This is a genomic window from Paenibacillus sp. FSL W8-0439 (genome assembly GCF_038008995.1).
GTDB lineage: Bacteria > Bacillota > Bacilli > Paenibacillales > Paenibacillaceae > Paenibacillus > Paenibacillus polymyxa.
This window is the reverse complement of the sequence record NZ_JBBPAK010000001.1, coordinates 792,761-805,299: the sequence shown is the minus strand read 5'-3', so window position 1 is coordinate 805,299 and position 12,539 is coordinate 792,761. Positions and strand designations below refer to the sequence as shown.

The 12,539-nt window shown below is 43.4% G+C and carries 12 protein-coding genes; 2 read left to right on the top strand and 10 right to left on the bottom strand.

From position 1 onward, the window contains the following. Positions 1-74: 74 nt before the first annotated feature. From MKX36_RS03625 to MKX36_RS03615, 3 genes are all read right to left on the bottom strand, one after another. Positions 75-755, bottom strand: coding sequence for a GntR family transcriptional regulator (locus tag MKX36_RS03625; RefSeq protein ID WP_340864233.1), 681 nt, complete (start codon positions 753-755; stop codon positions 75-77). 128 nt (positions 756-883) lie between these two features. Next, the gene (locus tag MKX36_RS03620; RefSeq protein ID WP_340864232.1) at positions 884-1,696 is read right to left on the bottom strand and encodes a fructoselysine 6-kinase; all 813 of its coding nucleotides are present in this window, start codon (positions 1,694-1,696) and stop codon (positions 884-886) included. A gap of 28 nt (positions 1,697-1,724) precedes the next feature. Continuing rightward, positions 1,725-2,693, bottom strand: a complete 969-nt coding sequence (locus MKX36_RS03615) for an SIS domain-containing protein (protein WP_017428449.1) — start codon at positions 2,691-2,693, stop codon at positions 1,725-1,727. Positions 2,694-2,969: 276 nt separating this feature from the next. On the opposite strand from MKX36_RS03615, the gene MKX36_RS03610 reads away from it, so the two are divergent. Next, positions 2,970-3,602: a LysE family transporter gene (locus MKX36_RS03610; protein ID WP_080902360.1), complete on the top strand. Its 633-nt coding sequence runs from the start codon at positions 2,970-2,972 to the stop codon at positions 3,600-3,602. 20 nt (positions 3,603-3,622) lie between these two features. Here MKX36_RS03610 and MKX36_RS03605 read toward each other — a convergent pair whose 3' ends face one another. From MKX36_RS03605 to MKX36_RS03590, 4 genes are all read right to left on the bottom strand, one after another. Then, complete coding sequence (locus MKX36_RS03605) at positions 3,623-4,963, bottom strand: amino acid permease (protein WP_044788143.1); 1,341 nt, start codon at positions 4,961-4,963, stop codon at positions 3,623-3,625. A gap of 156 nt (positions 4,964-5,119) precedes the next feature. Further along, a complete protein-coding gene (locus MKX36_RS03600) occupies positions 5,120-5,419 on the bottom strand; it encodes a spore coat protein (RefSeq protein WP_330721574.1) in 300 nt (99 codons plus the stop codon). A gap of 16 nt (positions 5,420-5,435) precedes the next feature. After that, entirely contained in the window at positions 5,436-5,621 is a 186-nt protein-coding gene (locus tag MKX36_RS03595) for a spore coat protein (protein ID WP_016819360.1), read from the bottom strand. 195 nt (positions 5,622-5,816) lie between these two features. Beyond that, positions 5,817-6,239 (bottom strand): hypothetical protein, encoded by a 423-nt coding sequence (locus tag MKX36_RS03590; protein ID WP_017428453.1) that lies wholly within the window; start codon positions 6,237-6,239, stop codon positions 5,817-5,819. 286 nt (positions 6,240-6,525) lie between these two features. Here MKX36_RS03590 and MKX36_RS03585 point away from each other — a divergent pair, with 286 nt between their 5' ends. Then, a complete protein-coding gene (locus MKX36_RS03585) occupies positions 6,526-6,990 on the top strand; it encodes a MarR family winged helix-turn-helix transcriptional regulator (protein ID WP_013369372.1) in 465 nt (154 codons plus the stop codon). A gap of 168 nt (positions 6,991-7,158) precedes the next feature. Here MKX36_RS03585 and MKX36_RS03580 read toward each other — a convergent pair whose 3' ends face one another. From MKX36_RS03580 to MKX36_RS03570, 3 genes are all read right to left on the bottom strand, one after another. Then, positions 7,159-8,751, bottom strand: a complete 1,593-nt coding sequence (locus tag MKX36_RS03580; protein ID WP_340864231.1) for a glycoside hydrolase family 32 protein — start codon at positions 8,749-8,751, stop codon at positions 7,159-7,161. A 107-nt stretch (positions 8,752-8,858) separates the two neighbouring features. After that, entirely contained in the window at positions 8,859-10,358 is a 1,500-nt protein-coding gene (locus MKX36_RS03575; RefSeq protein WP_019686126.1) for a glycoside hydrolase family 68 protein, read from the bottom strand. Between the two features lie 610 nt (positions 10,359-10,968). Continuing rightward, positions 10,969-12,483 (bottom strand): MDR family MFS transporter, encoded by a 1,515-nt coding sequence (locus MKX36_RS03570; protein WP_102999261.1) that lies wholly within the window; start codon positions 12,481-12,483, stop codon positions 10,969-10,971. Between the last annotated feature and the right edge of the window lie 56 nt (positions 12,484-12,539).

The following is a 12,539-nucleotide window of genomic DNA, read 5'->3' as shown; positions in this document are numbered from 1 at the left end:
TGCTTCTGCTTCTCCCTATTGGATGGAAGCAGAAGCCACACTTACCTGAACCCCCTTGCATTACAGGCAACGGATTATATGGAGAATTGATAACGGTCTCCGATGATGTACTGCTTTCCTACATGAACCGGGCTTCCGTGCTGGTCATAGATCATTGTATGCATGTAAAACAACGCCTGTCCGATCGCCGTCTCCAGCAGCTTGGCCTGATTTTCATCCGCCAAAGCAATTTGTAATATCGTCTCTCCCGGCTGGTTAGGATCGATGCTGTATTTTTGCCGCAGCAGCTCGTATACAGACCCTTCCAACTGCTCGTTCATTAGAAATGCAAAACGGTCATAAGGATAAAAATTGTTTTCCAGCATCAGGGGGCGATCATCCGCATATCTTTTACGCTGGATAAATAACACCTTTTCTCCTGGCGATAGCTGCAATTGATGTGCAATTTCCTCATCTGCTCCTACGATTTCACGTTTTGTGACCACACTATGTGAAGAAATCCCATTGGATTTGCAAGCAGCCGTAAAGCTGATGACATGTTCAATCTTCCGTCCAATCTTGGGGATATTGACAAAGGTGCCTTTCCCCTGACGTTTGGTCAAATATCCTTCATGAACTAATTCGGCAATTGCTTTTCTTACGGTAATACGACTTACATTATACATCTCGCTTAACTCTGTTTCAGTCGGTATACGGCTTCCCTGCGTAAATGTTCCATTATGAATAGCGGTTTTGACCGCTTTTTGTAATTGCATATATAATGGCTCCGCTTGGTCTGAATTTAACATCATGTACCCTCACTTGTCATATAACGTTATATCACTCTCACTTAGAGTATCAAAGGTTACATATTCTTACAAGTGAAGATATTCGAAAAGGATCGTCAATAATGAACGCCGTATCCGAAGGAACCTTCTACCAGACAGCTCTGGGCGGCAAGCCTTGAGCCTTCTGCCATAGCATCCTGAATGTTGCCTTTTTCCAAAAAGCTCAGTAAAAAAGCAGTTATATAAGAGTCGCCTGCCCCCATGGTATCCACAGTGTCAACGGAATCAGGCATTTGAAAATAGAACTTCGTACCATCATAGGCGATGGATCGGTCACCGCCACGTGTCGCGACCAGAATTTGTCCCTCTTTTTTTCGATTGGAGCGGATATAATTCTGTGTCTCTTCATCCGTCATATGGCTGCAAGAGAAAAATGCAAAATCGGCATACGTAATATTTTGTTCTACCTGTGTATCTGTAAAATCATCTGAAAAATCAAAAGAAATAGGGATTCCTAGTGTCTCTAATTCAGGCAGCAAGTGACCTGTATGACTGTACAAGCCAGTATGAATTAGGTCGAATCCGCCAAGATAGTTCCTGTCATCTTCGCTCAGTTCCAATGGATAGAGACGTGTCACTCCCCCCTCATTACTGCCGAGAAATACTCTGTCTCCGTCTTCCAGGGTTACACGTGCACAGCCGTTCTCACCGCTGTGATGTCTGCACCGTGAAATATCGATGTCAAGCTCACGCAGGGTGTGTTCTACATGCCGTGCTTCGTTGTCGTCCCCAAACACACCTATAAAGGCTGCATCCACTCCCGCTTTTTTGGCAAACACACTAAAATTAAGCGCATTGCCGCCAGGGTACATCATACGCAGATGAACATATTTATCTACCACATTATCGCCAATGCCTAGAACCTTCATGATGGTTTCCTCCTGTTGGTAGGTGCGCTTAGTAAGCTACTTTGCCCATATAACGGCGAGTTTCCAATGGGTGATTGCGTACATTTGCTAGTGCTTCACGATATACACATACAATGCTGTAGAATAACACCGGGTTAAAAAACTCTACTACTTCGTCTGCAATCGTTCCGATGCCAAGCTCCTTTGCATCAATCACTTCCACTTTCTCGGCATACTGATTCAGGAAAGTCTGTGCCCGCTCATCCAGCGCCCGTGTACGTCCTTCGTTGATCATCAGAATAAATGGAGTTTCCTTATCCGTTACTTCAAACGGACCATGGAAGAATTCACCGGAATGGATAGAAGCTGCATGGAGCCATTGCATTTCCATCAGCGAGCAGATGGCAAATCCGTAAGCATGTCCATAAGACGCTCCGCTGGTCAGGATATAGAAGAGTTCCTCGTTGCGGTATCTGTCTGCGAATACTTGGGCACGTGGTTCAACTTGGACTTTGGCCCGGTTAATAATCCCATTGATTGCCCCCAATCCGTTCTGGAAAGCCGGGTAATGCGCATATCCCTCAGCGATTTGAAGCAGTTCAACCGTAAGTTCTAAAATAATGGCCATCGGGTTGTTTTTAACATCGCTCTCATCCCCCCACTCGTAGAGGAAGGAATAATCCGAATAGTTGAGCAGGGAAGCTTCACTATTGTGGGTTAAGCCGATGGTATAAGCACCTTTCTCTTTGGCTGATTTAGCAGCCGCGACCGATTCTGGAGTATTTCCACCGTGAGAGCAAACGATGACCACTGAGTGTGCCCCCAATCGTTTTGGCAATGCATGTACAAACTCATTTGCTGTATACATGCCTGCTACCAGTTTTCTTGCTTCACTATCCAGAAAATATTTTGAAGGATACATATCCACTAGTGAGCCCCCGCAGGCCACTAAATAAACCTCGGAAATCTCCCCATTCGCTTGTTCAAAAATCGTCTGAACCGTCTGTTGTACATTCATTTTTTATCTCTCCTTTTATATAACGTTATATAACGTATTGTTTACGAGATAAATATAAGCGCTTTCACTAAAAGTGTCAAGCCTCTCATTAAAAAAAGCTCTAACCCTTTTGTATAAGGATTAGAGCTCCTTTGGGATTGGATTCATTGGGTTAGCAAATAACGAGGCTGTGGCTACATATACGCACAAAAATATGGTCTTACACATGGGTTTGTCCGAATAAACTAAATGAGACAAATACATAACGTCCAATAAATAATCAAGGAGGAAAACACCATTAATACATTTATCAGTTATGTTTTTCTGGGTCTGTCTCTTTCAGCTCCCATTGGACCTATCAATGCCGCGCAATTAGATCGAGGTATTAAAAATGGATTTTGGCACGCATGGTTTATTGGACTAGGTGCAATCACAGCAGACATTATCTATATGATGCTTGTCTATTTGGGAATGATCCATCTTCTTAATTCCCCATTTGTCAAAGCTTTTTTATGGCTGTTTGGCTTTTTCGTGCTTGTGTATACAGGTCTTGAAAGCATTAAAAATGCTGGTGTGATTTCAGAATCCGAATTAAGGGGAAATAGTAATACCCTGACCAACTCCTTTGTAGCCGGCTTTCTGATGTCGTTGTTTAATCCTCTCTCCATCCTTTTCTGGCTTGGGATTTACGGATCCATACTGGCCAACGTCGCTAATACTTATCCAGTACAACAGCTATTGATTTACAGCGGAGCGATTGTACTAGGCGTGTTGGCCTGGGATGTGACGATGGCAGCCGCTTCAAGTGTTTTCCGTCGATTTCTCAGACCCGGATTGCTTAAAACCATCTCTTGGATGTCAGGTCTGTCTCTTGTAGGCTTTGGCTTTTATTTTGGTGTACAGGCATTTCAATTACTTTTTTTACGCTAACGCTTGTCTTCTTAATAAAGTTAACGAGATTCCTTGTCGTGTTTTCGACGCACCCATTGTACAATGAGGTCACATATGGCAATTAACAAGACTAACAGTAAACTGACGTAAACCCCAGGGCGGCTAAGCTTATGAAAAAAGGCCCCTACTACAGCCAAAGCGATCAGCAATAAGCCAATCCAGCGTTTAATATTGCTCGATGTGCTTGATTCCAGTAACTTACCTGAAGACAGCAAAATAAAGCACCAGTTATATAGCAGCATTAAGCCCGCAGCGGTTGTGATATATTCATACACTTTTCCTGGTAGCAGCAACGATAATACGATTGCTGAGATTAATCCAACAGAGATCAAACTAAGTGCATACAGAGGATATTTGCCCTTCCACTTCCGTGAGAACAGGGTGGGCGCATCTCCTTCCTGGGCAAGAGTAATCATCATCGAAGTCTCTGCATATAGCGATGCTGTCATCGTTGAGAATCCTGCAATAATCAGGACTCCATTAAACAAATGAGGCACAAAGACCAGATGATCGCTACTGAGCGCAAGCACAAAAGGACTTTCCTTCGGATTAAAGGCACTTAATGGTACCATAGACACAGCGAGCCCAATTGATAGCACATACACTACAACCAGCGTAATCAGCATGACTTTTCCTGCTTTGGGTGCTTCCTCCGGGTTTTGAAGTCGGTTAGACATAATTCCAAGCACTTCAATACCTCCGTATGCATAAAAGGCAAAAATAAAAGATGACCATAATCCTATGCCACCGGTTGGAAAAAAGTCTTTGTAGCTGAGGGGAAACTTCGGATTATATTTACTTCCTCCGATCCAGCCTGCCAAAAGCGCCACCGCTAGGACCAAAAACATCACAAGAGCCGCCATCTTAATAATGGCGAGTACATTTTCTACACGATCAAAGCCCTTATTGCCAAAAAAAACAATCACAAGCCCTAAGAGTCCGAAGCCTGCCGCAAAAATCCACATCGGTACCTGAGGAAACCAAAAACGTGAAAATATAGACAGCGCGGTTAGTTGACTCCCATTAATAAGCAATTCTGAGAACCAATATACCCAGCCACTGCCGAAGCCTGCCCAATTACCAAATGCTTTTTGGGCATAAGAACGGAAAGAGCCCTGTTCTGGATGATCTGCCGTCATGCGCGAAAGGGCATCAAACACCACATACGTCCCAACTGCTGCCAAAAAGTAAGCAATCAGTACGGCTGGGCCACCAATGGAAATCGCTAAACTGGACCCGAGAAAATACCCTGTACCGATGGTGCCTGCAACTCCTAACAAGCTCAGCTGCCACCATTTTAGTTTTTGATCTTTTTGTTTGCCCGCTGAAGGCTTGCTCATAAGAAAATCACCCTATTTCTAAATTTGAGACCGATACCTTGTTTTTTTATGATTTCCTTCTTCTCCATATTTCATGTGAAGTTCTTTTAATTTGTAATAAAGAAGCACCAGCAAACTCGATTAAAGTTTGCTGGTGCTTCTTTTTAATTAAACGTTTCACATTTTGGGCAAAGAAAGTGCCTTGTCTGCATTTTGAATATCCATTTGAATTTGCTGATCTGGATCATAGGCGTTGTAGTAACCATTGTTCTTCATATAATTAAAAATTTGCTCATGAAGATTAACAGCTTTGTTCAATTGGTCACAAAGGACATTTCGAACTTCTGGGCTAGTGGACTCTGTTAACGCTGCGGCGTAGTTTTTGATCCCGCTTTTAGCTGAAATTAACAGATCTGAAGCAATCACCTGATCGGTCATAGGGGTCGCACCGGTCATATTCTCAATAAAAGAATTCACGTTATTCCTCCTTAAATTATACAAGCAAATTTCTAAGCTGTTGAATATCTTGTGTACCGCAGCTAATGTCCTGCTGTAAAATATTTTTTAAATTTGAATCTGAGACTAAAGGAAGCATGGTTTGAGTTTTTGTGATACAAGTTGTTTTAAACGTAAGCAGCTCATGCAATTCCAACTTTTCGTGAACTCCGAGTTTTTGCAAGATCAAAACCTCCTTTCTGAACTTCTTTTGGTATTTCCTACGATTACTGCCCTTATGCACGATCCAAGAACCTTAGTTTTCACAATGTCCTTTTCAGCTTTTTCTCATTATGAAAAAAGGTTCCTTCAAACCATTAGTCATGGTTTGAAGGAACCTTTTTGTTCCAAAGTGAGCAGCAAGCGTGAACACCATTATTTAGGTATGGACGCTACCTGAAAAACCGTCCACATCGTCTTCCGGTTGTTGATCAGAGCTGACGTTGTGTTCCTGTGTTGTGTTCGTAAACGTTTGGGAAGAGCCGCTTTTATACGCCTCGCTCCAGTCCTCATTAATGATGTGCGCTGGAATAATCCAATCCTCCGGGCTATAACCTGGATTTTGCACACCGATATTACTTTGTTTACCTGGACGATAAGTGAGAACTCCTGTCTCAATTATACTTCCTTCATAAGCTTGGCAAATCTCTAATGCAGACAGCACATCCTGGTTCTCAACGTGAACACTGAGGCCTGTATCACCGTTCGTGCTGGCAGAGTATCCAATTTCCTTTAATGTTTCACAGGCTTGGGCGGCTTGCTGCGGATCACGAAATTGAAAACGGAAAGAACCCGTATCCATGTGCTTCATCTCCTCTGAATTTATCTTATTTTGTTATTTGGGTCCATTAGGTATGTTATTTGTTAATATAACCAATCGGAACGGTATTTTTACATTCGGAACCTTTATTTTTCAAAAATTTACCTTAAAGCTTTGAAATTAAATAATTAAAAAAGCAGCTACTGTGACAAATCGCATGTTTTCCCTACGTAAATCCCTTTATGCTAGTAGTAAGGGTATGGTTGCCCGGTCATCCGAACCGAGCGGTCAAAGGATGCCCAAATCCATACATAAAGGCGGAATGAAGATGATAGATTACCGAACATTGGTGACACAGCAATCTATGCATTTGTATAGCGTGTTTGCCAAGTCATTCAAAAGTGTAAACGAACATGCGGTTGCTGGCATCAAAACGGTGGGCTTCAACCCAACGGCCTTCGCCGTGATGGAAGTTTTATATCACAAGGGAGCACAACCAATTCAACAAATTGGAGCCAAACTGCTTCTGCAAAGCGGAAATGTCACTTATGTTATCGACAAGCTGGAGAGCCGTGGTTATTTGCACCGTCACCCGTGCGACCAAGATCGTCGTATTATATATGCAGAGTTGACGGACGAAGGACAACGCGTCATGGACGAAATTTATCCTGATTATACACGTCAGATTGAACGTGCCTTTAGCGGAATCAGCGAAACCGAAAGAGACCAACTCATCGGCTTGCTCAAAAAATTGGGCCGTAGCGCTGATAATCTGTCACCTTATCACAAATAGAATGAATAGTAATTTTAGCAACTGTTCAATTGTGAATAAAAGAACAATCCTATAGCTGTGCTAACGAAAATTTAGATTTACACAGAAAAGTCCACCCTTATATTTATGGGTGGACTTTATATATACCTGAGCGAAATATGCCTAAGCTTACGAGCAGCATAAGACCTGTTATCGACTAAAATGTTTGATCACTACATTATTAAAAATAGCCTTACCGCCATCTGAAAAAAGAGTAATTCCCTGATCCTCTAAGCGTGGAAATATTAAGGAGGAATAAGCTACTTCTCCATCATCTACAAAGACTTCGATGCTGGTTTTATCGACAAGAATCTTCAAGTGGACATTTTTTTTATTGGTATCAAAAGGCGCCTTACTCTCTACATATTTACCACTCTGATCCGGCTGCCCGGTGTTTGCTCTGTTTACATAAGAGTATTGACCCTCCACCGAAACACCCACATCTACATGACGCTTGCCATCCGCAGACTCTCGAAGCCTCAAGCCTGTATTTTTGATCGTTGACCAAGATACATCTGCTTCTAACTGATAGGCATCACCTGCTACCGGAAGCTTGTGAGTCCCCACTACTTGGATCTTCCCCAATGACTCCGTTGCAGTTGGGAATTGCTCCAAAGCTGCTACAGGCTGTGAAACCAAGCGATAGCCGACATCAGTTGTACGCTTCAACCGAATTTGGCGAACAACCGAATCCATGCCATTAAAGCCTTCCTTCAGAGTAGGCGTGTTGTTGGCATAATCCCAATTGTTCATCCAGGCCAGCGCATAACGGTGACTGTATTGGTCTTTGGCTTTGCCGTCCTCGAACGTAACCGCACCATACCAGTCAAAGCCATAATCCAGCCAATCAGGATCATTGCGATCAGGGAGAAATGCTTCTCCATTAAAATCCCCCGTCCAGTAGGCATACGTATTGGGTCCGCCGGTTGGTTTACTATTGGCGCTTGCACCTAGAATCCATTGATAGGTCCCATCATCCGCGCGCATCTGGTAAAGGTCAGGACATTCTACAAGTCCAATATTTTCCGTTTGAAAGCCGCTCGTAAACTGCCAATCCTTTAAATTTTTCGACTTATAAAAGCCAATCTTCGTTCCCTCCGCCATGACCATCACCCATTGATTACGTTGAATATCCCGGATGATCTTGGGATCTCTGAAATCCTTCGTGCCAGGGTTGGACATCACGGGCTTGTTGTGATAAGAAGTAAACGTCTTGCCTTTGTCCTTACTGTACCACAGAAATTGTTCCTGCTTTCCTCCATCTGCGGAGGGCTGTGTGACAATGGCTACAAGTGCGCCTTTTCCAAAACCTGCGGTGCCATTATTGTCGATCACGACCGAACCGGACCAAGGGTCTCCATTCGGATTCGTATATTTAGGAATTGCCACCCCTTCATCTTTCCAATGAACCAAATCGGTGGATGTGGCATGTCGCCATTCTGTACCGTTCTTATGAGGGTAATCACGATTATATAAATAGTAGTAATGATATTGCCCATCCATATAAATAGGCCGCTGTGGATCATTTTTCCACTTATCCGGGACGGTAAAATGATAGGCGGCCCGATAGGTCGGTGTTGTATGCTTGCTTTGATTGGCTTGGTTTTTTGGAGCTGCTGCAGGTTTTTGAGGTTTGCCTGCATCCTGTTGGTACATACTCCACCCCATAGCTATGAAAATAGTTAAGCCTGTGATAACTACTACGGATCGTATTCCAATGTTCTTGAAAGCTTTTTTTCTCATTATGACGATCCTCCTTACCCCTCATTGCATTGTTATGTATCGTCCGACGGACGACAGATCGGTAATCTACCAAAGCTGTCGCCTTCGGACATGCTGCTTATAACTACTTATTTCTTTCCATACTCATTTTGGTTATCTTTTTTGTCATTTCCTGGATCAATCGTAATTTGACCTTGCTCCAGAATACCGTTCTTCACAACAGAGGTTTTCGAGCCTTTAATATTCAGCAGGAAGCTTGGTGCGAAAGTAGATTTGTGATCTGGGAAGAGTCCACGATTGGTCATATAACTCGAAACGACTACGTTATTGCCTTTGCCTTGCGGGATAGCAAAATGAGCATATGTCCAGGTAATATCATCACGATCCAGATCCTGATGAAGAACGAGACCGGTTCCATTCAGGGGTTTATAAGGCCCTGTCAAGGAAGTAGAAACATAACCCAACATGTAAATATCATCGTCACCGATCGCATCTACAGTCACCTTGGAACCTCTTGTACTCGTAAATAAATACCACAAACCGTTCATTTTGAACACATTTGCCCGTTCAATTTCATCTGTTACCAGATTGGATGCAAGCAAAGGGGGCATTACATTTTTCAATGTATAATCATCATTCAATTCAACGATGCCCAGTGCGCCGTTCGCCAGCTCAGCTCCTTTTTTCTTAGGACTTTGTTGCAAGTTTTGTTGCTCTTCCGTGAAGAATTTTTTATTGCCACCATAATAAGCTGAGTTTTGAAGCGATTCTTCGCCCTGGTAGCCTGTTTCTGTCCCTGTGTTGGCTTCAAATATAATATATTTGTGCCCTTGATCCTCGACATAGTGAGGGTCTCTAAGGGTATGATTATCCATATCCACTCCGACGCTTTGTTGTACATTTTGATAGGTTTTACCATCTCCACCGTCATAGATCGATTTCAAATCCTCGACTCCATCTACTTTCAGTGTCTTATCATCAGGCTGAGAGACATTAATTTGAGCTGTGCTCAAGGTTTGCTTGCCGTATAATTTGTTATTCGGATCATAGGGCTGTCTGCTGGTATAAAATAAACGTACATGTCCATCAGAGGTTAAGGTAGCAGAACCTGACCATTCTTCTGACTGATTTTTGAGAATCGGATCGTTGGAGAGCAGTTTATCATTGTCTTTAAAGACTCTACCAGCATTTTTCCAGCCGCTCAGTGAAGTATCACCCGCTTTTTGATAGAACAGATATATAAATGTATCCTCGCCTCGTTTAGGATCGCCTGCCAGTCCAAATACGATATTATATCCCTTGTAATTAGCTACTGTACCATCGGCATTTTGCAACGGCCAGCTGTCCCAAACATCCAGATCAATCTGCTTGCCTGAGCTATCGTGACCAATAGCAGAAGGAATATTTTTAATTGTAGAGGCATCGAAGGATGGAACCTCATATTTCTCTTTGCCTTGCTGTTTGAAAATATTCAGCATGTCATTACGCGTAATTTGGGTAAATGCATTGTCTGCATTGAAATCAGCCTTATCATTTTCTTTTGCAAAAGCCTGAACGCCGCCTCCTAACAGCAAGGTAGTTGCTACTGTTGCAGTGGCTGCTTTACTGAACCATTTGTTAAACTTCAAGTACTCCATCTCCCTTAATGTAATTATGCTTTCTAGTGTTGAAGCCCAACTTTTTCGTTGGCTAGAGCCATTTTATATGGTATGTCAAACGATTGATATAGACTGAAAAGCCCTATTATGTGAGGGAAGAAAACAGATTCCTCTATAAATTTCATCCTCATATTTTCCTAGTAATTTTCTGAAAATCCCTCTCTTTTTCATTCCTATTACATTCAGAAAAATTTGTTACTTGATTTTTTTCGTATCCCATTTTGCTTGGTTGGTTGCTTCATTCACATGCAAAATTGTTCAAAATATACTCATAAAATGCTCGATTTGTAAGCGGGTGCAAAAAAATGGTTCCTTAGTACCCTATAGCTCAATTTAGAAACAGCTTTTTTGTTACAATTTTTTAAGACTTTTTTACCACTTTGTAACCTATATCATATGAATATATCGCAATCTCTAGGGGATTCTTATTTCCTTTTTGTATATTGGGGAATTTATCGGTCCTATACGAAGTGGCTATTTTGCTAAATCAGTAGGAGAAGAGACCTTAGCATAAAGAAACAGCCCGGCCCCTTATTGGTGTACCGGACTGTCTCTTTAATATGAAAGAAGTATATTTTTTTTATGCGTGTTCTCTTTGTGGTGTCTTCACACGCTGATCTGCCTCTTCTTCCGTACCCGGTGGGCGGTTCCGCAATCCGAGGACAACAAACCAGCTAATCACCGCAATAACGACCATGATCACGAATAGGGAATGCAGACTGTTTTCCAGTACAGACCGGAGTAATCCGGCAACCTTGTCACTTAGACTTTGTGAAGCATGCGGGGCAAGCAGACCATTAATATCCTCCTGTGTAACCCCTTGCTGAGTGAGCTGTCCGTCCGCTGTCTGGGCAGCAATACGATAATTCAGCCATGAACCGAAGGCTGCAACCCCAATCGTTTGTCCCAATGTGCGCAGGAACGTATTCAAGGCTGTAGACGCGCCACGCAGCTGGAATCCGACCGAGGACTGAGCAATAATCGTGAACACGGTTATCGAGAAGCCAAATCCCAGTCCATACAATAACGTAGACAGGAACAGAAGCCAGATTGGAGTTGTTAGGTTCATCAAGGTCATGACGAAGGCTCCCAATACAATCAGAGTCAGCCCGATCAAAGAGGTTCGACGCGAGCCCAGCGTCAGCAAAATGCGTCCTCCGATCATGGAGCCAAACAGCCAGCCTACCGACATTGGAGCCAGCGCCAGACCAGATGAAGCGGCATCTCCACCGTGTACGCCTTGAATCCATAGGGGAAGATAGCTAGTCAGCCCGATTAGCAGGGTACTGACGAGTAGTGCAGCGGCACAGGAAAAAGCAATGTCCCGTATCCGAAACAGCTTCAGAGGCACCATTGGTTCCTGAGCACGCTTCTCAATAACCAAAAACAAAATCAGAAACAAAATCGCCACGGCAGCCAAGGCCAGCAATTCAGGAGAAGCCCAGTCGATATACTGTCCACCCAGGGCCAATACGAGCAAGAGTGCCGTCATTCCGATGGTAAAGGTAACTGCCCCCGCCACGTCGATACGCGCGGTACGCTTGCTTACCTGTTCCCGCAGATAACGGGCGATGAAGAACATAGCCAGTAATCCAAAGGGAACGTTAAAACCAAAAATCCATTCCCAGCCAAAATAGGTGACCACGTAACCGCCCAAGAGAGGCCCGACAAGGGAAGAAATCCCCCATACCGAGCTGATCATGCCTTGGACTTTACCACGTTCCTCCATTTTGTATATATCACCGATAATGGTAAAGGTAACAGGAATGACACCGCCTGCTCCAATCCCTTGAATAGCCCGGTATAAAATAAGCTGCTCCATACTACCAGCCAGCATACAAAGCAAAGCGCCAATCACAAATAACGAGCACCCAATTAGAAAAATGGGTTTACGGCCAAACAAATCGCTAAGCTTGCCGAAAATAGGCGTAGTTACAGCCATCGTCAACAAATATGCTGTAAAAATCCAGCTGAGCAAATTCACACTGCCCAGTTCACTAACAATTGTCGGTCCCGCCGGACCGATAACCGTTCCTTCAATCGCGGCCAGAAAGGTGGCCAATAGAACACCTGTCAGCACGAGTCCGCGCTTCATAGGTTTATCGTTTCCCAAGCAAATCACAAATCCTTTCCTTGTATAAACTGTGCTGT